General features: G+C 40.8%; 18 protein-coding genes. 6 read left to right on the top strand and 12 right to left on the bottom strand.

Annotation, left to right across the window (positions count from 1 at the left end):
• Nucleotides 1–41: 41 nt before the first annotated feature.
• Together KZA12_RS08825 and thrC are read right to left on the bottom strand one after the other, a co-directional pair.
• Complete coding sequence (locus KZA12_RS08825; protein ID WP_256932901.1) at nucleotides 42–1,133, bottom strand: LysM peptidoglycan-binding domain-containing protein; 1,092 nt, start codon at nucleotides 1,131–1,133, stop codon at nucleotides 42–44.
• A 444-nt stretch (nucleotides 1,134–1,577) separates the two neighbouring features.
• Nucleotides 1,578–2,999, bottom strand: coding sequence for a threonine synthase (gene thrC / locus KZA12_RS08820; protein ID WP_218689982.1), 1,422 nt, complete (start codon nucleotides 2,997–2,999; stop codon nucleotides 1,578–1,580).
• A 193-nt stretch (nucleotides 3,000–3,192) separates the two neighbouring features.
• Between thrC and KZA12_RS08815 the strand changes: the two genes are divergently transcribed.
• Nucleotides 3,193–4,098, top strand: a complete 906-nt coding sequence (locus KZA12_RS08815; protein WP_218689981.1) for a hypothetical protein — start codon at nucleotides 3,193–3,195, stop codon at nucleotides 4,096–4,098.
• Between the two features lie 92 nt (nucleotides 4,099–4,190).
• Nucleotides 4,191–4,706 (top strand): endonuclease V, encoded by a 516-nt coding sequence (locus tag KZA12_RS08810; protein ID WP_218689980.1) that lies wholly within the window; start codon nucleotides 4,191–4,193, stop codon nucleotides 4,704–4,706.
• 67 nt (nucleotides 4,707–4,773) lie between these two features.
• Here KZA12_RS08810 and KZA12_RS08805 read toward each other — a convergent pair whose 3' ends face one another.
• On the bottom strand, nucleotides 4,774–6,321 hold the full coding sequence (locus KZA12_RS08805) for a transcription antitermination factor NusB (protein WP_218689979.1): 1,548 nt from the start codon (nucleotides 6,319–6,321) through the stop codon (nucleotides 4,774–4,776).
• 69 nt (nucleotides 6,322–6,390) lie between these two features.
• Entirely contained in the window at nucleotides 6,391–7,419 is a 1,029-nt protein-coding gene (gene fmt / locus KZA12_RS08800; protein WP_256932908.1) for a methionyl-tRNA formyltransferase, read from the bottom strand.
• A 565-nt stretch (nucleotides 7,420–7,984) separates the two neighbouring features.
• On the opposite strand from fmt, the gene KZA12_RS08795 reads away from it, so the two are divergent.
• Nucleotides 7,985–10,837, top strand: a complete 2,853-nt coding sequence (locus tag KZA12_RS08795; protein WP_218689977.1) for a response regulator — start codon at nucleotides 7,985–7,987, stop codon at nucleotides 10,835–10,837.
• A 209-nt stretch (nucleotides 10,838–11,046) separates the two neighbouring features.
• On the opposite strand, the gene KZA12_RS08790 is transcribed toward KZA12_RS08795, so the two are convergent.
• The 8 genes from KZA12_RS08790 to rpmH all read right to left on the bottom strand — a co-directional run bounded on the left by KZA12_RS08790 (nucleotide 11,047) and on the right by rpmH (nucleotide 18,484).
• The gene (locus KZA12_RS08790) at nucleotides 11,047–11,709 is read right to left on the bottom strand and encodes a riboflavin synthase (protein ID WP_201623700.1); all 663 of its coding nucleotides are present in this window, start codon (nucleotides 11,707–11,709) and stop codon (nucleotides 11,047–11,049) included.
• 387 nt (nucleotides 11,710–12,096) lie between these two features.
• Nucleotides 12,097–13,152, bottom strand: coding sequence for a bifunctional diaminohydroxyphosphoribosylaminopyrimidine deaminase/5-amino-6-(5-phosphoribosylamino)uracil reductase RibD (gene ribD, locus KZA12_RS08785; RefSeq protein ID WP_218689976.1), 1,056 nt, complete (start codon nucleotides 13,150–13,152; stop codon nucleotides 12,097–12,099).
• 52 nt (nucleotides 13,153–13,204) lie between these two features.
• A complete protein-coding gene (gene nrdR, locus KZA12_RS08780; protein WP_201623698.1) occupies nucleotides 13,205–13,672 on the bottom strand; it encodes a transcriptional regulator NrdR in 468 nt (155 codons plus the stop codon).
• A gap of 145 nt (nucleotides 13,673–13,817) precedes the next feature.
• Nucleotides 13,818–15,260 carry a tRNA uridine-5-carboxymethylaminomethyl(34) synthesis GTPase MnmE gene (mnmE, locus tag KZA12_RS08775; protein WP_201623735.1) on the bottom strand — a complete coding sequence of 481 codons (1,443 nt, stop codon included), beginning with the start codon at nucleotides 15,258–15,260 and terminating at the stop codon, nucleotides 13,818–13,820.
• A 227-nt stretch (nucleotides 15,261–15,487) separates the two neighbouring features.
• Nucleotides 15,488–17,176 (bottom strand): membrane protein insertase YidC, encoded by a 1,689-nt coding sequence (gene yidC / locus KZA12_RS08770; RefSeq protein WP_201623697.1) that lies wholly within the window; start codon nucleotides 17,174–17,176, stop codon nucleotides 15,488–15,490.
• A 198-nt stretch (nucleotides 17,177–17,374) separates the two neighbouring features.
• Nucleotides 17,375–17,674 carry a membrane protein insertion efficiency factor YidD gene (yidD, locus tag KZA12_RS08765; RefSeq protein ID WP_256932907.1) on the bottom strand — a complete coding sequence of 100 codons (300 nt, stop codon included), beginning with the start codon at nucleotides 17,672–17,674 and terminating at the stop codon, nucleotides 17,375–17,377.
• A gap of 79 nt (nucleotides 17,675–17,753) precedes the next feature.
• Nucleotides 17,754–18,125 carry a ribonuclease P protein component gene (gene rnpA / locus KZA12_RS08760; RefSeq protein WP_201623695.1) on the bottom strand — a complete coding sequence of 124 codons (372 nt, stop codon included), beginning with the start codon at nucleotides 18,123–18,125 and terminating at the stop codon, nucleotides 17,754–17,756.
• Between the two features lie 224 nt (nucleotides 18,126–18,349).
• Nucleotides 18,350–18,484, bottom strand: coding sequence for a 50S ribosomal protein L34 (rpmH, locus tag KZA12_RS08755; RefSeq protein WP_007394757.1), 135 nt, complete (start codon nucleotides 18,482–18,484; stop codon nucleotides 18,350–18,352).
• 713 nt (nucleotides 18,485–19,197) lie between these two features.
• On the opposite strand from rpmH, the gene dnaA reads away from it, so the two are divergent.
• The 3 genes from dnaA (at nucleotide 19,198) to KZA12_RS08740 (ending at nucleotide 23,513) form a co-directional block, all read left to right on the top strand.
• Nucleotides 19,198–20,682 carry a chromosomal replication initiator protein DnaA gene (gene dnaA, locus KZA12_RS08750; RefSeq protein WP_218689974.1) on the top strand — a complete coding sequence of 495 codons (1,485 nt, stop codon included), beginning with the start codon at nucleotides 19,198–19,200 and terminating at the stop codon, nucleotides 20,680–20,682.
• A 171-nt stretch (nucleotides 20,683–20,853) separates the two neighbouring features.
• Nucleotides 20,854–22,029 (top strand): DNA polymerase III subunit beta, encoded by a 1,176-nt coding sequence (dnaN, locus tag KZA12_RS08745; protein ID WP_218689973.1) that lies wholly within the window; start codon nucleotides 20,854–20,856, stop codon nucleotides 22,027–22,029.
• A gap of 191 nt (nucleotides 22,030–22,220) precedes the next feature.
• Nucleotides 22,221–23,513 (top strand): DNA replication/repair protein RecF, encoded by a 1,293-nt coding sequence (locus KZA12_RS08740; protein WP_218689972.1) that lies wholly within the window; start codon nucleotides 22,221–22,223, stop codon nucleotides 23,511–23,513.
• Nucleotides 23,514–23,575: the final 62 nt, after the last annotated feature.

Below are 23,575 nucleotides of genomic sequence, written 5' to 3'. Positions count from 1 at the left end.
CGTTAGTAAATTATTGCAATAATACCTTATTAAAATAACCCTTATAAATGGGGCGGTGGTAGTAACTGATCACCCACGCCTAATGGTAGATCTGAGCTTAGAACATAAGCATAGCTGATATCAGCGAAGCTATTAAATACCATGACCATTCCACTAAGTTCGCTGGGCAAGCGTACTGGATTGTCATTATCGATAGTGTCACGTACTAACGGACCTTTTTGATAAACGGTCAATACATCGCCTAGCTTTGCGCCTTGCCTAGTCCCTAAATTAATCGCTACTACACTGCCTCGGGCGGCGGAACTAATAGAGTCCATTACTCGCACTATGGTACCGCCACGGCTGACTGTCGCAGGCTTAGGATAGAATACCGGCGCAATACTATTATTTAGCTCAACAAAGACTCTGTCACCTTCACGTACTTCCTTACCGTAACTAGCATTCAAATGCAAACTAGAGACTCCCTCAGGAGTAGAGCTAGTAACTCGCCCTGTCGCTACTTGGGTAACCTCTAAGCCGATAACTGTTTTGGTCTTTGGATCAACATAGCGTTCACCTTGACGATACACCCCATAATTCTGACCAACAATAAGTGCTACCCCTTTAGCATAAACTGTATCACCGCTAGCCGTAATCAAGTTGCGGTTCTTAGAAGCTAAGATATAAGGGGTAGTATTGAAGTCCTTAGGATTTACTATAGTGGTTTTATCTAACCAATGCTGGATAGCTGAGCGTGGAATAGCAGGGATGCTGTTGACTGTCGATGTCACCGTTACTGGTCTAGCAGGCAAACCACCATTCAGCTGCTTTTCTATCCCTGCACAACCTTCTCCAGTATCAACCCCAAGCAAGGTCTTACCTTGAATGATGCATAAGATAAGTACATCGTTAGGATAAATAAGATGAGGGTTTTTTATTTGGGTATTGGTCGCCCAAATATCTTTCCAGCGCCATGGACTATCTAAATAGCGGCCTGAGATATCCCACAAAGTATCGCCTTTTTTGACGATATAGCGATTAGGAGCATCAGCCTTGATAGTGGGTGGCGGGTTATTAGCATGAGCAGTAGGTAGCCATAATGCACTACTAAAGGCCGTCATCAACAGTGCTTTCACTAAAGCCTTAAAGCTCATTTTTATTATATCCATATGAATTAAGGTATGACGTCGATGTAATCAGCGCCTTTTATCATAGCCGCTTATAGTGCTTTTTCAGTTTCAATGATCGCTAATCAATGGTTGCTGATTTATAACACTACAGTAAGCTATCTGTACCTTAGCACAATATTAATTATATTTTTACTGATTAATGTCGATTAAAACCAATTAACATAACTATGTTTCACGTGGAACTTGACATTATATCTTATTAAAACAGCTGCTAATGGTTGCTGATACAGCTATGCGCACTGGTCGGCTAACTCATCGATAGCTATCGGTTTATGTTATTTGATAGATTAATGTTTATTATTAAACGACTAACGGCTATCAATAAATGATAGCCGTTAGTGATTTAGAATATTCAAAATACTGTTTTATAGAGCTGATCTATAGCCCTGTTGTTTTATTATAGAAACTCTATGCAGGGTTAGCAGTAACTTGCTGACGAATTTGCTCAGCTACTAGCTCTGCCTTGTTATCTAAAATAACCACATGCTGTTCTAGAGCTTCTAAACCTTCGGTGTGCTTTGGTCGAGCAATCTCTATAGGGCCGACAGCTTCGATGATGGTGTCTGCGAACTTAACAGGTAGTGCTGTTTCGGCACAGATGATAGTTTCACCTGCTTGCTGTAGCTCTTTAGCGACTTTGATACCATCTGCCGTATGTGGATCGACCAATTCACCATACTGTTGATACAAGGATTTTATGGTTTGTAAGCGATCGGCATGAGTAGACTTACCGGCAGCAAAACCATAACGGCTATTAACTACTTGTGCTAAATCAGATAAGTCGAAGCCTTGCCCTGCTTTTACGCCTTCAAATAGCTCATGAACGCGAGTGCTGTCTTTATCTAGCAATAGATAAATGAAACGTTCAAAGTTAGAGGCCTTAGAAATATCCATAGACGGGCTAGAAGTGATGTAAGTTTTATCTGTTGCGCGCGGCTTATAAGCGCCTTGATTAAAGAAGTCATTAAGGACGTCGTTCTCGTTAGTAGCGACGATTAAGCGTCCAATCGGTAAGCCCATTTCACGAGCGATATGACCGGCACAAATATTACCAAAATTACCTGAGGGCACGCTAAAACTAACCTGCTCTTCGTTGCTACTAGTCACGGCAAAGTAGGCTTTAAAGTAATAGACAATCTGTGCCAGTATCCGGCCCCAGTTGATGGAGTTGACGGTACCTAAGTTATAAGCCGCTTTGAACTCAGCATCTTGTTGCAAAGCTTTGACGATATCTTGGCAATCATCAAACATACCATCGATGGCGATATTATGGATATTAGCGTCTGTCAGGCTATACATCTGCGCGCGCTGAAACTCACTCATCTTGCCATGCGGTGACAGCATAAATACTTCGATGTTGTCTTTACCACGCAGTGCATATTCAGCAGCACTACCTGTATCGCCACTGGTCGCGCCAATGATAGTAATACGCGCGTTTTGACGCTTGAGTACGTATTCAAAGGCATTACCCAAAAACTGCATCGCCACATCTTTGAACGCGAGCGTTGGACCATTAGATAAGCCTAAAATATACAAGTCATCTTCAAGCTTACGTACAGGTACAATCTCAGCATCGCCAAATACTTCAGCAGTATAAGTACGCTCAATAATATCTTTTAAATCGGCATAAGGAATATCAGTAGCAAAGCGCTGCATAATGGCTAATGCTAACTCTGGATAACTCAGCGAGCGCCACTCTTCTAAAGTAGCCTCATCAACATTTGGATAGTGCTCAGGTAACATCAAGCCACCATCAGGCGCAAGCCCCATAAGGAGCACATCACTAAAATCCATCGGTTCAGTCTGACCACGAGTACTAATATATTTCATGTTTTGTCCTGTCAAAGAATTGTTTTATTTATCTGTTAAATACAAAAATGAGAAATAGCAAAAGGGTAGCATATTTTTAGCGGTAAGCTCTATTAAATAAACGGCTTATCGACTTTGTAATGGATTTTGCGGTAGTTTTTGATGTTAAGCTTAGCTTATCTCACTTTTCTCTTAAAATCGCAAGAAGGTCAATATGGATAATGTACCTAGACTAAAATCAACACTATTGAATGAGGTAAATAACAAATGGTATTACAAAGGTACGCCATATACAGGGATTATTTTCTTTGATAAAGAAGACAGTCAGTTAGACGTATACATAGCTCATGAAGGCATACTCATTGAACCATACATCTCTCCGTGTAGACACAATCTACCATCAATTATACAGTTGGATGCCACAGAATTTAGTTGTGAAATTGATGATATACATGGTTCTGGCGCGATACCTCAACTTTACAAAAACAAATTATATCAAGGCATGTCTTATACGTTTATAGATGGAAAATGTGACCTTGAACTATATACACATGAAGACGGTATATCTGAGAATCGTATTGAGTGGAATCTTAATTCATACGATCCAAAGGAATTTTTCTTAAACCATCACTCTGATAACTTAATGTACAGCTATAACCTAACGTGGAATAAAGTACAATTTTCTTATCGTGATTGGAATTATGAGTACAAAGAGGAAATAGTCAGTATAGAGTATCATCCTATTACAAAAAGAGTTCGTAAGTTTAAGGCCACTAGAAATGCTCTAGTAAATAAAAGATACTTAAGTTGCCCAATCAATGTACCTGAAGTGTATAGGAAGATAGAGAGCTATCATGACATTATATTTGATGACTTTTTTATACTGGATTTAGATAAACAGATACAAGAAGAGTTTTTTAAACTATGGATAAATAATGAGAGCTTCAAATATGTTGAAACCCTCTATATCAAGAACATTGAAAATTTTAAAGAACTGTCTTTACTTAACAATAAGAGCATTTTCAGCAATTTAAAAAAGGTATGGCTAAAGAATGTTACGTCATTAGATAAAGACCGATTAGAAGTCATACAACCTAAGTTTGAAGTAGTTATATTATGATGATTGAACAAAGCTGAGTCTATATTTTGTTGTGAATATAGGCGATGATTAAACTTAAAGTTACTATTTAAAATAATTTAAAAGGAGTTTTATTGATTTTCTTAATTCTAGACGTGCATTATCAAACTGATACCTTACTACAATCTGAGAAAGCAAAGGTAGCAGGCATACGTTTCCAAGATATAAAGATTAACGATATATTGAGTCAACATACTACCATTGTAAATGAAGTTGCTCCTTATGAATCAGGTCAATTCTATAAGCGAGAAATGCCATGCCTACTTGCTTTAATTAGTCAAATTGAAGAGCCTTTCGATGTACTTGTCATTGATGGTTATGTCTTTTTGGATGGAATTAGCAAAGCAGGATTAGGTAAGTATCTCTATGATAACTTGTTAATAAGAAAGCCCATTATAGGAATTGCTAAAAATCAATTTAAAGACGTTAGCGAAGACTATGCTGTATGGCGTGGTACAAGCAAACATCCACTTTACGTAACCAGTGTTGATTTCCATATTATGGATGCAAAAAGTATTGTACAAAACTTAAAAGGTCTGCATCGATTACCAGATATAATAAGGAAGGTAGATTTTTTAAGTCGGACTTAGCTCCATTACATTGTCGACCTAACCCCAAATCATAATTATTAAAAGTAAATCTTCAAACGCGCTAACCTTAACTCTTCCGCAACAACGCATAATAAAAGCCATCACCTTTTAGCTCATCTATCGGCAGACACTGACGACCAACTTCTTGTGCAATGCCCCAATTACAGTCTGCAGTGAATTCGATAGCACTAGCATCCGTATGATGTCTCATAAACTCTTGGATCTGCTCAACGTTTTCTTGCTTTAATATGGAGCAAGTGATGTATAACAAATAGCCACCAACTTTTAATTGTGGCCATAGATTATCCAAGATCTCAGCTTGCAAACGCGCGGTTTGTTCTACGTCTTCCTCGGTTCGCAAGATACTGATATCAGGATGACGACGAATAACACCAGTAGCGGTACAAGGGGCATCTAGCAAGATGGCGTCAAATACCGGAGCATTGTTATCGGCTTGCCTGTTCGCTCCTTGCCAGCGCGTAGCATCAGCACAAACAATATCCAGTTTGACTTGCTCTGACTGCTCTAAATTTAGACGCTCTAAATTTTCATAAATACGAGTAATACGCGGCGCTTCATTATCGATAGCGGTCAGTTTAATGCTGTATTTCTGATCGGTGCTATCATTAGCATCACTAGCATCACTAGCATCAGTATGTTTCACATGAAACAATGGTGATTGACTATCAGTAGTTAATAGCTCTAACCAATGGGCAAGCTTACCGCCAGGAGCAGCGCAGGCATCTAAAATCTGCAAATCATCCACATTGCTCTCAGTGCTCACCTTGTTGATAAATGCTTGATTGATCAAAGGTGCCGCCAATTGAGCATACATATCTTGAATACTAACCACCCCTTCAGCGAAGGAAGGTAAACCGCTCACTGCTGTGGTTTGCTCTAAACGTAACACTGAGGTATTAACCTTAGTAGTCTGCTGCTGATTAGGCAGTTGAAAAGCACTCGTTATCTCTACCAAATCAGCGCTGATATCAGCATCAACCAAGCTCTGCTGATAGCTACTAACATCAGTAACTGCAGAATTTACTCGTAAAAACATTGCCGCAGGTTGGCGCAGACCTTGCATAAGATCGTCATACTCAGCACTCCAATCTTGCTTAAGCTGATAAGCAAGCCAATTAGGCAAGCTGTGCTTTTTATCACACTTTTTACGGAACTTGCTTGGGTTCTTGGCCACTTTGCGCAAAATAGCATTTACTAGACCCGTAGCATGAGCAAACTCGATCTCTTTTGCCGCTTCAACGGTTTCATGAATGGCCGCATGATCAGCCACTTGTAAATACAGCAGCTGGGTCAGACCTACTTGAATAGTCGTGCGTACTTCTTTTTCATCAATAGGGTTGTCAGCCAGACTATCTAGTAGGCGCTCGAGCGCATACCACTGGCGCAAAGTGGTCAATAATAATGCGTGAGCAAAACCTTTATCGCCCTCGTGCAGACTATTGAGTAGCGGATCTAATACACTAGATAATGACTGACCATTTTGGATAGCTAATAAAGTTCGAATCACACGTACACGTACGCTACCAGTCATTTTTAAGTTACTTGATGGCTTGTTTTTATTATTTCTAGGGCTATTAGACGTGGTTTGTCTCATATTACTTGATTTCCTATGCCTATTGGGCATCTGTGTTGGCTTATTAAAGGGCGCTATAACTATAAATTATTAAGGTGCATCGTTACTAAATTGGTCACCGTCATTGAGCTGATTGCCATGACAAATTTGTTCAGCATTGACTGACTTACTACCAGCAAACTGTAATTCAGTGATAGCGATAGTGCCAGCGGGCTGTTGGATAGAATCATCTTGTTCACTATCATCAGCTGCGATCCCACAAGCGACTAAAATTGCTTTGCGTCCAACACTGACAACCTTGCCAGCAGTTTCGTGGGTTTGTTGGCTAGTATTAACCGGTAAACTGGCCAAAATCTTGACTCGCTGGCCTTGTAAAAAGGTATACGCACCCGGCCAAGGGGTTAGACCCCGAATATGTCTTTCAATTACTGCGGCAGGCTGTGACCAGTCAATTTCGCCTTCAGTTTTGACTAACTTTTCGGCATAATTGGCTTCACTATTATCTTGGCTAATAGCCTGCTGTTGATAGCCTGCTAGATCTTGTAGCACAGTAGTAATAGCCGTAGCGCCTAAAGCTGCTAGTTTGTTATGTAAGCCAGTTGCAGTGTCGCCAGAGTCTATAACACAGCTGACTTTATACAACATATCGCCCGTATCTAAGCCTTTATCCATCTGCATAATAGTAATGCCAGTCTCTTTGTCACCCGCTAATATTGCCCGGTGGATAGGAGCAGCACCACGCCAGCGCGGCAAAAGTGAAGCATGAATATTGAGACAACCATAAGTAGGCATAGTTAACACCCCAATCGGCAAGATCAGTCCGTAAGCTGCGACAATCATTAAGTCTGGCTGATAACTGCGTAGTGTTTCTCTAGCCGCTATACCTTCTGTCACTGATTTTTTAAAAGTAGCTGGTTGCTCAACAGGCAAGCTATGCGCCAAAGCCACTTGTTTGACCGCCGAAGCTGATAGTTTTTGTCCACGCCCCGCTTTTCGATCCGGCTGAGTGTAGACGGCTACTATAATTATATTCAATGCGTCTTGTTGAGCTATTAAGGCCTCAAGACTAGTAGCTGCAAACTCAGGCGTACCAGCGAATACTACTCGTAACGGCTGCATCTTATTAATACTAGCAGGATGCTCATTATCTAAACTTTGCGTAGGGCTTAAACTAGGTGTGGAATCATTTATAGCGGTCATGTTTATCATCGCAGCTTAGTAGGTAGGGTTTATAAATTGCAGATAAGTGCTCGCTGTATTATAAGTGAGTTTATCGCGTTGTGCCATGCTTGTGGATAAGGCGTATTCAACCTTCAATTATAGCGCTGCTAGTTCAGTCTTTAGGGCGGCTGCTAAAATCACTCTGTAGTCGTTATAAATAGTATTTATCAACCCTTACCTATTATAATATTAGTTGATAATAATAAAAACACATCGGCATTATCCGCAATTTGTATCTTATCTGATACATAGCTTTAATCCACTATTAGCCATCAGCAACGTTTATTCGTCAACTGTCCACATACCCACAGTTACACTGAAAATAGTTGTCCATGTTAAAATGCTTGAACAAACTTTGTAAGCCCTTTACGGTTAGATTTAAGAGGACAGATAATGAGTATTATCTGGTTATTAGACCATCACTATCATACTGCACTTTGCGGCAGATATAGGATTAAGTGATATGCGGAAATTCAGGTCACTAACGCGCTTGCTCATATTTTATACTTTGAGCTTGCTTATCATGCTGACCTTGTATTATGTCATGATGTTCTCGTTGCTAAAAACCAATAATCAGCAGTACAGCCAAACGGTATACGAGGCTCTACATTACGAGATATCCAAAAACACTACTCTTACCGATGTTGAAATGCTGGCCCTGTTAGATAAACCTTTTTTTGAAGGCGTCAGCTATCAAATTATCTTAATGTTGCCCTCTGGGCAAAGCTATGTGCACCGCTATACTAGACCAGGAGAAAAGAGGTTTACTACTGTTGTTTTTCCCAAGCTTGCCAAATCAGTTGCTCCTAATAATAGTTATCAGTTGACCAATAATACGCTGACAGGAGTCATCAAACTGCGAGGCGGACATCAAATCTATATAGTGCTGCGTCACAAGCCTATGGATATAAATTGGCTGACTTACCAGTACTGGTTGCCTTTATTGTTGGCTCTGATTTTGTTTACGGTGATGTTGGTATATACCCTCAAGCGCCGATTAGATTGGTCACAATTACTCAATTATATCGAGAATATGGCCACTACCTCTAAAGATATCTACACCCTACCTCCTTTCGCGCAAGCCCCCTCCACTGAAGAGTTCATACGCTTAGGTCATGCTCTAGGGCGAGTCAATTATCAGCTGCATACCAATTATCGTCGTATTAACACCTTGAGCCACCGGCTAGAACGGTTAGTAGATCAAGCTCCTCTACCTATGCTAATGGTGATGCGTCAAGGTCAAATTAGCTTTTTTAACCAACGCTTTGAGCAGGTTTTTAATACCCTCTTTCAGCGCGACAATGACTACAATCTGACAGACTTTGTCACTGGTATCGACCCTACAACCCAACAGCTGCTACAAAAACTGTCATTGCAACGGGTAACTCGTACCTTAGTAGTCTATGGCTTAGAGAATAAGCAAACCTATCAGTTACACATTACCCCTTGGTTTGGGGAGCATGGTCAAGTACATGGCTTTACTGTGCTATTAAATAATGTCGATACTTTTACCAAGCAACTCGAAAGTGAAAAGTTAAAAAACCAGCAGTTACAGCTACAGGTCAAAGAGTTTGCTCAGCTTAGATCCGTTATTGGTCATGAATTGCGCACGCCACTAAGCGCTATCATCGGTACCCTTGATATAATAGAAGAATCTGCTTTTTCGCTCAAGCAACAAGATATTTTACATACCCTAAAACAATCTAGTCACTCTATGCTAGCGATGCTCAATGACATGCTAGATGTAGCAAAAATAGAAGCAGGAAAAACCTCAATCGCCAATGAAGCTACTGATATCTTTAAAATCAATCAGCATGTGGTCGACCTTATGGCTGGCAGTGCTTATAAAAAGAATATTGATCTGCTCTATTTATTTATGCCTGAGTGCCCTCGTTTCATCGATACTGATGCTAAGCGCTTACAACAAATCATTCTCAACCTAATGAACAATGCAATTAAATTCACTGAATCAGGCTATGTGGCTTTAGTTGTAGAGCCAGTCACTCAGCAAAAAACCACGCAAAATAGAACCAAAGGCTTGGCCAAACATCCTCCTACTCAAAATAACTCTTCTGTTGCTACCGATCAGTATCATTGGATTCGCTTCAGTGTTATAGATACCGGTATAGGTATTGCTGAAGATGAAAAACACTCGCTGTTTTCTTATTTTAATCAAGCCAATGCTCAGATCAGCCATAAGTTCGGTGGGACAGGTCTTGGACTGGCTATATCTAATAGTTTCGCCCAACTCCTTGGAGGATTTATCCAACTCGATAGCGATGGTCGCTCGGGCAGTACTTTTGCCCTTTACTTACCCTGTAGAGCGCCCACTTATCACCCTACTTATTACTTCCATGCTAACCTAACCCCTATTTATCTGGTCGCTATCGTTAAACATGACCTGTATATTGATTACCTGCGCAGGCTTTGCCATCACTTATCTATCAGTGCTGATATCTACTCTATTAACGAGATGCCAGCTGTAGCTGAGATCACAGAAAAACTGCAGCATAAAAGCGAAACCTCAGCGCCGTTATTACTACTTGATTACGATAACCAACCCATAAGCATAGCCAACTCAGTTGCTGTTGCTACTAGTGCCGATGTTAGTATGGATAACAATACAGCTGGCACTATACCTCAGAGTAGCTTAGAGGCTCTGCTCGCCATGCCCTCACCAAAGATTCTATTGAGCATGAAGATGGTGCGTAATATCTCATCTACTTATCTAGATCAGTTCGATGGGTTTTTGCATAAGCCTTTAGATGTCACTTTATTATTATCTGAAATCATTCGCTTAACTCAGCCAAAGCTATTGGCAAACTCATCTGCATTACCGATGACTACTAACGAACCGGTAACCCCTAAAGCTTTGGTACCACCAGAACCCCAAGCTCCTAGCGTTACAGAAATCCAAAGTGATAGCGATCAAGTTATAAAGCAGCCTATAGAAGCCTTAATCTTAGTAGTTGAAGACAATATTATTAATCGAAAAGTAGCCTGTAAACTGTTAGATCAGTTAGGTTATCAGACTATCGTTGCTGAAAATGGCAAACAAGCCTTACAGCAGCTAGCGGCAACCGAGCAGAGCATTGCACTTATTTTGATGGATTGTCGTATGCCAGTGATGGATGGGATGGAAGCGACACGAACTATTCGAGCCCAAGGCAATGATATTCCTATAGTAGCGCTCACCGCTAATGACTCTGTAGAGGATAGGGAAGCTTGTAGTAAGGCCGGAATGAATGAATTTTTGACTAAACCTATTAATAAGCAGCAACTTATTGAGGTACTACAGCGACTCATTAATAATTAATAGGCGTAACCGCTAGGCTATAAAAAGTTAACGCTTGAGTATAGAGCTTATAAGCTATTAGATGTCCAGCAGTTAGACTACTAAAAGCCAATAACTGCTGCTCAGTCAGCTATCAACCAGCGTATATTAGGCTGATTGATGGCTAGTTGGTCATTCAATTAGTTAATTGATCTAACTGAATTTGATTTAGCTAAAACTTGATAAATCTGTTATCTCATAAAGCCATTATCTGCTAAAAAACTCTCAGTAATAGCACTAGGGGCTGGTGAAGTATCTGTTTTTTTATTCAACAAACGCTCTAAATAACGCGCAACCAGATCTACCTCGACATTGACTTTATCGCCGACTAACCAGTGCTTAGCAATATTAGTCACTTGCGCAGTATGCGGAATAATATTTAAGCAAACGATATTATCACGTACCAGATTAGTAGTCAGGCTAATGCCATCAAGAGTAATAGAGCCTTTAGTTGCTGTGTAATGCGCCAATTCAGCTGGAATTTCGATTTCGATGTAAATAGAGCGAGCGTCTTGCTTTAACTTGCTTACTACCCCCACACCGTCAACGTGACCAGAGACAATATGTCCGCCGAAGCGAGTGGTAGGCAGCATCGCTTTTTCTAAGTTAACCACATCACCCGCTTTTAAATCCTGCAGCGCAGTACGAGCTATAGTTTCACGTGAAACATCAACAGCATAATAGTTACTACCTAAATCGACTACTGTCAAACAAATCCCATTAGAAGCGATGGAATCGCCTAGTGAAATATCACTAAAATCTAAATCATTGGCCTCAATAACCAAGCGAATATCACCACCGACAGGCTGCATAGTCTTGACACGTCCAACACTTTCTATAATTCCAGTAAACATATTAACCTCTTTGTATTATCGCTGTTGGTTTGATCATCAGCATACTTATTCATCGCTTGCGTTTCAATGGCATAAGTTGTGGATAAGTATGGAATGTTTGTAGCGTTTAACTGTGTAAATCAGCCATCTGCAAAAGTTATCCACAATAGCTAGTAAATTAAATTGTAGCGGCAATGGTACTGATACCTCTATGCAAAGTTAAGCTCAGTAAAGGTTTGAGCTTATTATAAACGGTTACTCATAGTCTATAAGTTTCATGTGAAACAAAGTTATACACAGTTTCATGTGAAACCTTATGTTCAGTATAGTAGTTATCCACATTAACGGACTATTTAACCCCTACTGTGGATAACTCCTTAAGGTTATATCTTTGATTGTATTGTCTAATTACAATGGCATGAGAGTGATCTTAAGGTCAGAACCAAGTTGCTCATGGCTATGATAATCAAAGCGTAATTGCTGCGCTAAAGATAAAGGATTAAAATCAACCATAGCTTTAGCTTGGGCCCCTAATAAACAAGGCGCTTGATAGACAATTAGCTCATCAACTAGCTGCGCACTAAGAAAGCTACCAGCCACTTTAGCGCCCGCCTCAATCAGCACCTCATAACAATGATGCTCGCTGACTAATCTAGTTAATAGCTCTGCTAGCTCGTTATCACGCCAATAGAGGGTGTCACTATCACGACATAACTGGTAGTCAGATTTTGGATCATAAGCTAAGCGCTGACGTCTATCAAGTATCACTAGCTTTGGTTGCGGTACTTGCGCAAGCGCTACCCCTAATTGCGTGGAGCGTACGTTCAGCTGTGGATTGTCTGTGATAACCGTTTCGCTACCAGTGATAATAGCTGCGCTTTGCGCCCGTAGCTTCTGTACATCCTCGCGCGCTGCTGCACCAGTAATCCACTTAGACTCTCCTGACGCCATAGCTGTACGACCATCGAGGCTAGTAGCTATCTTTAACCGTACATAAGGCATTTGCGTACGCATTGCTTTTAGAAAACCACGATTAAGCGCTTCTGCTTGGCTAGTCAATACCCCAACAGTTACCGCAATACCTGCCTGCTGTAACCACTTTACCCCGCGACCCGCTACTTGTGGATTAGGATCTAAACCGGCGACCACCACGCGCTTGATACCCGCTTCAACCAACGCCAATGCACAAGGTGGCGTACGTCCAGTATGACTACAAGGTTCCAAAGTTACATAAGCCGTTGCCCCTAACGCTTTACTGCCAGCGTCTCTGAGCGCAAATACTTCAGCATGTGGCTGTCCTGCTTGTGGATGAAAGCCTTGCCCTACTACTTGTTCTGCTTGCACTATCACGCAGCCTACTGCTGGATTAGGGCGAGTAGTATATTGTCCACGTCGGCCTTGTTCGATAGCTAGCATCATAAAATAGCTATCACTAGCATTTCGAGTAAGGTTAAAAACTGACATACAAGCACCACGCTTAATAAGAAATAATCGATTGGCAAAAAAGTAGTGAAAACTAACTATCGTCTTTATCAGCGGGGCGAATATTAGCTATCTCTTGATGAAAGGCATCGATATCTTGAAAATCGCGATAAACACTAGCAAAACGTACATAAGCTACATCATCTAGAGATTTCAGTTCGCTCATGATAATTTCGCCTAAGACTTTGCTACTGATTTCGCGTTCCCCCATTTGCCGTACGCGCTTTTCAACACGGCTAATCATAGCTTCTTGCTCATCAATAGTAATGGGACGCTTCTGTAACGGCAATTGAATAGAGCGGCGTAGTTTCTCATTATCATAAGGTTCAATTTTGCCACTTGATTTGATAATCCGTGGCATAACGACTTCTACCATCTCAAAGGTAGTAAAACGCTCTTGGCAACTACTACAGACCCGACGACGACGTACTTGCGCTCCTTCTGCTGCTAAACGTGAATCAATGACCTTAGTCTCTGAAGCGTTGCAATAAGGACAGTGCATGCGGTGTTCCTTTTTATGGGTGCCAATTATAACTGCCGGTTACAGGTTTCATCTATGGATGTCAGTTATAAGTATCAATATCAGTATGAGTATGAGTATGAGTGCTAATTATGCATATAGATGATCTATAGCTAGTGAGCTGCCGCTACTTACCTATACAAAAACTACCAAATATTTTACCTAACAAATCATCAGCGCTAAAGGCACCCGTGATCTCGCTCAAACTATGCTGAGCTTGACGCAAACTGTCAGCCACTAGCTCTCCTGCCTGAAAGACTACCAATTGCTCATGGGCTTCATCCAAATAAAGCAGTGTTCGTCTCAAGGCATCTAAATGGCGGGTACGGGCAATAAGACTGTTTTCGGGAGGGTGGAAGCCTACTTTAGCACAAAGCGTTTCGATAAGATTTTCAATACCCGCCCCTGTTTCACATGAAACATTAACTTGCTCATAGCCTTGGCCGTTATTAGCATCAGTATGAATAAACGTGGAAACTATATTGTTTGTCTGACTTGTCTCAGTAAGGCCATTAGATAGCTGTACAGTTTTATCACTATTCTGCGGTAGTAAGTCGCTTTTATTAGCAATAATTAGTAAGCGTTTGGCTTCTGGTAACTCACCAAATAGCTGCTCTGCTAATTGAATAGGGGTGCTACCGCCTTCTATATCACGAGTCACATCATAGACCAACAGTAGCATGTCAGCTTGGGCGATAGCGGTACGAGCACGGGCTATGCCGATACGTTCAACCGTATCTTCAGTCTCACGCAGCCCTGCGGTATCGGTTAAATGTAGCGTCAAACCATTCAACACTACTGTCTCCTGTAGCGTATCGCGCGTAGTTCCAGCAATCTCAGTAACGATAGCGCGCTCTTGCCCTGCTAGCCGATTGAGTAAGCTGGATTTGCCAGCATTAGGTCGGCCTGCTAATACCACATGAATACCATCACGTAATAACTGACCCTGTTTGGCCGTCGCTAATACTAGTTGTATCTGCGCTTGGGTTTGTTCCAGTTTATCTTGAATAACGCCATCGGATAGAAAATCAACGTCTTCTTCATCAGGAAAATCAATAGCCGCCTCTACATGCAGACGCAGATGAATCAGTTGTTCTAACAGTTGATTGATCTTTAGTGAAAACTCACCACTTAATGAGCGTATAGCGCTACTAGCAGCAGCAGCGCTAGTGGCATCGATTGCATCAGCAATAGCTTCTGCTTGTACCAGATCGAGCTTATCATTATCAAAAGCTCGATACGAGAACTCTCCCGCGTTTGCTTGCTGCGCGCCCAGCTCAAAAACGCGTGCTAATAGCTGATTCTGCAAAATCATACCACCATGGCCTTGTAGCTCAATCACATCCTCACCAGTAAAAGAGTGTGGCGCATTGAAATATAATACCAGCCCTTCATCGATGATCGTACCATCAGCTTGATAAAAGCGACAAAAACTGGCTAAGCGTGGGCTAAACTTGGTCTTACCCGTCAACTGACAAGCGATGGCGTAAGCTTTGCTACCAGACAGGCGGATGATACCTACTCCACCACGGCCAAGCGGCGTTGCAATAGCAGCAATGGTAGTGGTCATAGAGGGGGCAGATAAAACAGGTAGGTCAGTCGACGTCGCCGCCGTTGCGATAGAATTCACAACCACTCTCAATAGCTAAAAACTCTATTATAGACGGCTAGACTAATCCTGACAAAGCAAACTTCAAATAGCCAGATATCTACCTTATAACCATTGTGCTTATTAGCAGATTTTAAATAAAAAAAACCACCGCCGTAGCGATGGTTTTTTACTATTAGCGGATATATCTATCCTTCTAGGACTTTCACGGTACGATGCTTCTGCTCTTCTTGTACTTTTTTGTTGATCAAGTACTGTTGGGTCATACTGAATAAGTTATTCACTGTCCAATATAGTACTAGACCTGCAGGGAAGAACAACATAAATGCGGTGAAGATAATCGGCAAAAATTTCATTACTTTTGCTTGCATAGGATCAGTAGGCTGTGGGTTTAACTGCTGCTGAACGAACATAGAAGCGCCCATCAGTAACGGTAATATAAACCAAGGATCCATCGCTGATAAGTCATGAATCCATAGAATCCATGGTGCGTGGCGTAGCTCAACGCTCTCAACTAAGACCCAATATAGCGCTAAGAAGATAGGCATTTGCATTAGAATAGGCAAACAACCAGCCATAGGATTTACTTTTTCTTCTTTGTAAATCCCCATCATCTCTTGTGACATCTTCATGCGATCATCGCCATGCTCTTCTTTTAGAGCCTGCAATCTTGGAGCGATAGCGCGCATTTTCGCCATTGAATAGTAGCTCTTATTAGAGAACCACATCAAGGCAATTTTAACTAAGATAGTTAAGAAGATGATCGACCAACCCCAGTTACCAATGAGGTTATGAATACCCTGTAGGATAGCAAACAACACCTTAGATATCGGCCATAACAAACCATAATCAACGGTCTTATTTAGGCCAACCGCCAAATCTTTGAGCTCAGACTGTACTTTTGGCCCCGCATAAAGAGTCGCATTCAAGGTGACTTGCTTATTGGTAGCTACATTAATAGGTTGGCTGTTAAAACCAATAAAGTAGTCGCCTGCGGTTTCACGGCTAAAAAAGCTACCGGTAAAGTTCTGCGGTGTCCATGCTGATACAAAATAATGCTGCACGATACCAACCCAGCCACTATCACTACTAACGGCTAACTTACCATCACTAAAGTCTTTGAACTTAAGCTTATTGTATGGGTCATCAGGAGTTCCCCAAGCGCCGCCTAAGTAAGTTGCCATACTTAGCGCACCTTTATCAGACATACCAGGATCTTTACTAGCATCACGCTTTAACTGAGCAAACATTTGACCTTGCCATGCAGTTGCAGACTTATTCTGAATCTGGTAGCTGACATCGATAGGGTACTTATCTGCGGTAAAAGTGAAGGTCTTAGTAATCGTCACCCCATCTTTTTGATAAGTAAGCGGTACTGACAAAGTCTGCTGTCCACTTTGCATAGTATAACTAGTAGCACTATGACTATAGTTAGCTCGACCAGCAGCGGTATCGATACCGTTCGGTCCAATCAGTCCTGATTGTGCTACATAAACGCGATTGCTATCGTTCTCTAGCAATACAAAAGGCTCATCACTATCGAGTGTTGCATCATACTGCTTAAGTGCAGCGTAGACGATATCACCGCCCTCTGGGCTGATTTTGATGTCATAGCGATCAGTAGTAACTGTGATTAATCCGGCGTCTTTAGCCGCTGCCGATACTACTGCACTACTAGTACTAGTAGGTAGCGTTTGTATCGGAACATCACCAGCTGCACCGGTAGTCGATGGAATATCAGCGCCTAATGAGCTCGTCGCTTCTTGCACAGGATCTACCGCAGGTGCATCGGCATAATCATCTCGCCATGCCAAAATCAGCAGATAAGCGGTGATTAGCATCGCTATGATGATCATCACCCGAAATATCTTTTGCATAAACCTTTCCTACATTAAAAATTAGGGAATGAAAAATTAGGCATGTGTCATGACTAACAGATAAGCAGGCAAAAAAAACAAACTGCTATATCCGCAATCATTTACATAAAATGTGCATCATTTTACTAAAAAACCACTCTAAATGATACCAACAGTGTGGATAACTTGTGGATAACTTACCATAGTTATCCACAAGGCTCATTGATATCTACTCATTAGCTGGTTCAAACGCACCGTATAACTAGTGTTGTCGCGATAAACATTGCTGCCTACATAAGTTTTAAAAGAGCGCTTATTGACGTCATTACTGTTGCTGATAAAAAAATATTTATAGGAAGCTAGTGGCAACGGCACAAAGTCAATGCCATGTCCACCTAGAGGATGACAACGCCCAATTCGTTTTAGGAGCAACCAACTACCTGCTAGGCCTCCATGCCAAAGCAAAGCCTGTCTGCCATAATTTGAGCAAGTTGGATAATAACGACAGCGCGCAGGCATTATAGGACTAATTATTTTTTGATAAAAAATAATTAATTTAAATAAAACAAAATATATAAAATTATTTATAACTTTCATTCTATTTAATTTTTAATTTATTAAATATATTATTTATTTCGATTTTTAAATCTTTATTATTTAATTCTTTTACGGATTTTTTAACTATAAAAACTATATCTTTGTTTTCTAACTTAGAAGCTTGTACTCGAAAGTTTTCACGAATCTGTCTTTTGATCAAATTACGCATCACTGCAGTAGGTACTTTACGCTTAGTAATAGCCATACCTACTCGTGGTTGCTCACAGTTGTTGCTACGCACAAAGGCCATTAGATGGCCTTGATGTAGCTTGCGCTCAGGGGCATCAAACACTTCTCTAAAGGCTGCTGGAGTAAGCAAGCGTTGCGCCTTAGTGAAGCGTGTAGTAGACAGCGTTAATTGATTATTAGACATAATACAACCTAAAGTAGAGGCTAGTAGTAGCGATAAGCTTAGCGTTAAAGCCAGTAGTATAAAATAAAGCGACAAAAAAAGCGCCGATATGGGCGCTTTTAATATAGGGCTACAAGTAAGTTTTGGACAATGATTATCATATTCTAAAGCTATCAGATTTCAAATCACCACAGCCTCAACAATCACTATAAGCCATAATCATCTTATATCTGTGTGGAATTGATCTACACAGTTAGGCGATGACGACCTTTAGCGCGACGACGAGCCAGTACTTGACGACCTTTTTTAGTGGCCATACGAGCACGGAAACCGTGAGTACGCTTGCGTTTGATCACGCTTGGTTGGAATGTACGTTTCATAACTCACCTATCAAAATAATGGACTAAATTCGCAATAATGCAGGATTATATCATTACAGAAAATATAGGTCAATAAACTAATTAATAGTTTTGCTAATGGGTTGTCGATAACTGCTAATGATTATCTCTTTGATGGGTGCTTGGTTATCATTCTTTGATCGCTGTGAATTGAGTTTTGATTTATAGATTATAGACTGTTTTGAAATAGTTATCCACAGATTTTGTTGAATTCCATAATAACTAAAGATTAATATATATTAGTATTGTTGTTATTGGCAGCCCTATAATCTGAGGATAAGTCAGAATTATCTTTAATTATCAAAATCTTAAACTATGGATAACCTTGTGGACAAGCTGTGGATGAAATGGGGGTAACTCACTAATTAAAGTTATCCACAAAAATATCCACAGGGTTATCCCCAAAAAACAGGATGTTATCCACAGGCTAATTGTGTTAAATTAGCCAGCTAGTTATTCTGCTAATTTTTAAGTTACTTTAGCCAATAAGCGCCAGTCTTCTACTCTGAGCGTTAGCGATGATCAAAGTGAGTAATAGTACGCATTGAAAGTCACCAAAAGTAAGGTTTAGGGCTGATAATCGGCCTTAAGCTCAGTAAAAGTGTTGAAAAACATTATTTAATTACTATTTTTTATGCTTGTTTTTAATCCTGGTTATTTAACAATAAATCTAAATTTTGAGGTTAGCATTTTTCATGATAGATACTGCCACGCTTTGGGACAAATGCTTAGATGACTTGCGCTATAACGTTAAAGATAATGTCTTTACTATGTGGTTGAGACCTTTATCCGTACATCAAGAAGCTCAAACTTTAGTCATCCGTGCGCCCAACGATTACTTCGTTTCTTACATAAGAAAGAATCACTTAGCGGATATTCAGCAATTAGTGACTAAACACAGTCAAGGGAGCATTGAGGAAGTCATTGTTCGAGTAGACAACACTAGTCATAGTGAAAGTATTAGTCGCGATGCTGATGATAGTGTAAATAATATCGAAGATAATCCTTTCAATGTTTTCAATGCCTCAGGCTCACTATTTCCAAATGATGAGCACTCCCCTACCCTAGCGTCAGCAAATAATAACAGCGTAAATCCTAGTATCAATGCGCAAATGAGCAGTGCGCACTCCGCACTTATTGACTCTGCTGATACTAAGTCGTTAAGTTATCTGAACCCTGATTTTACCTTCGAAACCTTTGTCACTGGTAAGTCTAATAACTTAGCGTACAAAGCTTGTTATGAGCTTACTAAGCCACAATCAAAAAATCGTCACAATCCGTTATTTATATACGGCCCATCAGGTTTGGGAAAAACTCATTTAATGCATTCTGTAGCTCAACGCTATTTAAAAAATAATAGAAGTTTTTATTATTTCACTTCTGAAAAATTTATTAATCAATTAGTTTATTCATTAAGAAATAATAAAATAGAAGATTTTAAAAAGAAAATAAAAAAAGTGGATTTACTCATTGTTGATGATATTCATGTTCTTGCAGGTAAGACCAAAAGCAGTAATGAGTTTTTAACTTTATTTGCTGATTTTACTAGTGGTGACAAGCAACTTATTTTGGCCTCAGATCGACATCCTTCACAAATGACTGAGTTTGATGAGCGCTTTCGTTCGCGCTTTTCTTGGGGTTTAACCGTGGCTGTTGAGCCTCCTGAGATTGATACTCGGGTACAGATTCTACAAAAGAAGGCTGCCTCCTACGGTATGGTGTTACCAAAAGAATGCGCTCTATTCATAGCTCAGAATGTGGTTTCGAATGTTAGACGCCTAGAAGGTGCATTGAACCAAGTATTTGCTAATGCTAATTTGACTGGCGCACCTATTACTTTAGAGATGGTGCAGTATGCTCTAAAAGATATTGTCGCTATGCGGGTACAAGCCGTCAATATGGACAATATCCGTAAAGTAGTTGCTGAGTATTACGATATAACGGTAAAAGACTTAATGGGTCGTAAACGTACGCGTACTATTGCTAGGCCAAGACAGATAGCAATGGCACTATCACGTGAGTTAACGGGTGACAGTTACCCAGATATTGGCCAATCTTTTGGTGGACGAGATCATACTACGGTGATGCATGGCTGTGATAAAGTTGCACAGTTAAGAGCAGAAGATCCTACTGTTGATAAAGACTATAAGGCCCTAGCGATGATGCTCCAAGCTGGATAGCCTCAGTATTTTGCCATTCTAATAGTCACTAATAGTGGTTAGTTCCGCTATGTTGTAGCGGCTATTTATGGTTTATAATGATTAGTAATATTATTAACAAAACGTGCTATACCTCTAAAAAAACTAACAATACCACGTTAAATAAATGTCCTTTACTTAAGAGTATCTAGCATGCAATTATCAATTAACAGAGAATCGTTACTAAAAGCCATTAACTTGATAGCCAAGGCCGCCGATAAGCGTCACAATATGGTGATCTTGGGCAATATAAAGCTGCAACTGTCTGATTCTCAACTGATTTTGACCGCATCTGATTTAGAAGTAGAGCTAACGTCAACCCTTAAATTGCCAGCAGGTGCTTGTATTGAAGCTGGTGCAACTACTTTACCGGCGATAAAGCTAAAGGATATTTGTAGATCGTTACCTGCGCAAGCACAGATCAACCTTGCTAGCCAAGAAAACGAGCGCTGTCTATTAACTAGCGGCAAAAGTCGTTTCACTTTAGGTACTTTACCGAGTGAAGACTACCCAAGTTTGGGTAATCCTGAAAGTATCACCCCTTTGACTATCAGTCGCAATCGTCTGACTGATCTTATTCACAAAACTCAGTTTGCGATGGCTATTCAAGATGTGCGTTACTATTTAACAGGGATGTTATTTGACGTTTCACAGCAGCAACTAACTACAGTCGCTACTGATGGGCATCGATTGGCATTGGCGCGCACCGTTATTGATATCAGCGCTGATTTAAATATGCAGGCTATCTTGCCGCGTAAAGCCGTCATTGAGCTTGAGCGATTGGCGACTGAGCTAGGTAAAATGCTTGGCGACCAAGACAACGTAGTGACTTTAAGTTTTGGCCGTGAGTTTTTACAAGTGAGTCTACCTTTTGGTGAGGTAGATAGTACTGGGCAAATCAGTCAAGACTTGATGGTGACTTTTACCGCTCGTCTTATCGATGGTAAGTTCCCTGATTATCGCCGAGTAATGCCAAGCAACACTGACAAACTGGCTTTATTTAATCAAGAGAAAATGACTGATGTGCTGCGCCGAGTCGCTATCTTGAGTAATGAGAAGTCGCGCGGCGTAGTATTTAATTTTGCTAGTGATGGCATGGTAGAAGTACGAGCTAATAACGCTGAGCAAGATGAGGCGGTTGAGATGATCCAAGCCAAATATCAAGGCGAACCAATGGAGCTGTCCTTTAATGCTGCTTACCTGCAGGACGTATTGGGCGTTATTCAAGGCGATTTACAAATGCATATGAGCCAGTCTAATGCTTCAGTATTAGTCAATCAGCTCAACGATGAATTCCATCAGTATGTCATTATGCCAATGCGTATATAGTAGGGCAGTAGCCTGTAGTTGCTGATCTTAAACGCTGCTAATCTCAAGTATTAATAATCTTAAGCTTCGATAAACAGGCGGTTTATTGAAAGTTAGTAGATTGGCAGTGGTTAAGTTTACTCTGTAGTAATGACCCTAATCGTGGTCTCATTCTCTAGCTGCTGATCGATAAAAACAGGCGTAAAAGCACTATGATTGGACGTCTACAAGTCTCACATCTGCGTAACATCAACCAAATAGATATGCAGACAGCCAAATGCAATGTCATTATTGGCGTTAATGGTAGTGGCAAGACCTCCTTATTAGAATCTATATTCTTATTATCGCGTGGTAAAAGCTTCCGTCATCATCAACCCAAACGCTATATCCAGCATCATCAGCCAGCGGTGACGGTTCATGCTCATCTCACTGATGGCAGCACGGTTGCTATCCAAAAGCAAAGCGACGCCAGTACGCTATTGCGCCTGAATCAAACTACCGTCTACAACCAAAGTATCCTTACCGAACAGCTACCTACGTTACTAATAGATCCCTCGACTATGGATATGCTAGAGCAGGGTAGTGCTAGCCGTCGTCAGCTATTAGATTGGTTAGTGTTTCACATGAAACAAGGGTTTCATCCCCAGTGGGTGGCTTATCAACGCTTACTAAAGCAACGTAATACTCTGCTGAAACAAGCTAAAAGCTTGTCGCAAAACCAGCTGGCTGAGCTAAAGTCTTGGGATCAAGGCTTAGCCAATCATGCAGCGCTAATTGATCATTATCGTCAGCATATCTTTACAGCCTGGCAGCCCTATTTTGCCGCTAGTATCGCTCAGCTACTACCAGCTTATGCCCAGCAACTAAGCTTGAGTTATACGGCTGGATACGATACTAGTATTGCTCTTGATCTGCAGTTGAGTGAGCGTCTAACCCAAGATTTGCAATTAGGCTATACTCGTATTGGCAGTCATCGCGCAGATGTTCATGTGCATTGGCGTTCAGATAATAGCAAGCAAGCGCTTGATGAGATAAGCGCTGTTTCGTCGACAACTGATCTTAGGGTCAGCACTGACATTGACACAATAAATAGCGATATTGAGCAGAGCATTGACCCTGATTTTTCTAAGTCAGCCGCTAAAACTTCAGCACAGCCTATCCTCAAGGAGCAAGCCGCTAACGTCTTATCACGTGGTGAAAAAAAACTACTGATCACAGCGTTACGACTGTCACAGCTACCGCTATTACTAGATAATGATAAAGCCATAGCTAGTAGCGACAAACAGGGCAGTATTGAGGCTAGCATGACGCCAGTAGTGCTATTGGATGATATAACCGCAGAGTTGGATAGTAGGGCGTTGGAGATCTTATTAGCGACCTTAGCAACGCTGCCTTGCCAAGTATTTATAACTAGTCTAACTGCTGATATCTTACCTATGATCGATAAATATTGGCCAACTTCTAAAGTGTTTCACATGAAACAAGGTGAGCTCAATGATTATTAGCTTAGTGGTTATTGGTTTAATAATTATTGGTTTAGTGATTATTAATCTAGCTACTTACTTAG

It is taken from the genome of Psychrobacter sp. BF1 (genome assembly GCF_019279065.1).
Classification (GTDB): domain Bacteria; phylum Pseudomonadota; class Gammaproteobacteria; order Pseudomonadales; family Moraxellaceae; genus Psychrobacter; species Psychrobacter urativorans.
The sequence above is the reverse complement of the archived record's forward strand: the minus strand, read 5'-3'. Positions and strand labels throughout refer to the sequence as shown.

Coding starts and splice junctions, on each gene's coding strand:
- rpmH (WP_007394757.1), bottom strand. CDS start 18,484: ATGAAACGTACATTCCAACCAAGCGTGATCAAACGCAAGCGTACTCAC.
- fmt (WP_256932908.1), bottom strand. CDS start 7,419: ATGCAGCCGTTACGAGTAGTATTCGCTGGTACGCCTGAGTTTGCAGCT.
- KZA12_RS08815 (WP_218689981.1), top strand. CDS start 3,193: ATGGATAATGTACCTAGACTAAAATCAACACTATTGAATGAGGTAAAT.
- nrdR (WP_201623698.1), bottom strand. CDS start 13,672: ATGCACTGTCCTTATTGCAACGCTTCAGAGACTAAGGTCATTGATTCA.
- KZA12_RS08790 (WP_201623700.1), bottom strand. CDS start 11,709: ATGTTTACTGGAATTATAGAAAGTGTTGGACGTGTCAAGACTATGCAG.
- yidD (WP_256932907.1), bottom strand. CDS start 17,674: ATGCCTGCGCGCTGTCGTTATTATCCAACTTGCTCAAATTATGGCAGA.
- mnmE (WP_201623735.1), bottom strand. CDS start 15,260: ATGACCACTACCATTGCTGCTATTGCAACGCCGCTTGGCCGTGGTGGA.
- ribD (WP_218689976.1), bottom strand. CDS start 13,152: ATGTCAGTTTTTAACCTTACTCGAAATGCTAGTGATAGCTATTTTATG.
- KZA12_RS08825 (WP_256932901.1), bottom strand. CDS start 1,133: ATGAGCTTTAAGGCTTTAGTGAAAGCACTGTTGATGACGGCCTTTAGT.
- dnaA (WP_218689974.1), top strand. CDS start 19,198: ATGATAGATACTGCCACGCTTTGGGACAAATGCTTAGATGACTTGCGC.
- thrC (WP_218689982.1), bottom strand. CDS start 2,999: ATGAAATATATTAGTACTCGTGGTCAGACTGAACCGATGGATTTTAGT.
- KZA12_RS08805 (WP_218689979.1), bottom strand. CDS start 6,321: ATGAGACAAACCACGTCTAATAGCCCTAGAAATAATAAAAACAAGCCA.
- rnpA (WP_201623695.1), bottom strand. CDS start 18,125: ATGTCTAATAATCAATTAACGCTGTCTACTACACGCTTCACTAAGGCG.
- KZA12_RS08740 (WP_218689972.1), top strand. CDS start 22,221: ATGATTGGACGTCTACAAGTCTCACATCTGCGTAACATCAACCAAATA.
- dnaN (WP_218689973.1), top strand. CDS start 20,854: ATGCAATTATCAATTAACAGAGAATCGTTACTAAAAGCCATTAACTTG.
- KZA12_RS08795 (WP_218689977.1), top strand. CDS start 7,985: ATGCGGAAATTCAGGTCACTAACGCGCTTGCTCATATTTTATACTTTG.
- yidC (WP_201623697.1), bottom strand. CDS start 17,176: ATGCAAAAGATATTTCGGGTGATGATCATCATAGCGATGCTAATCACC.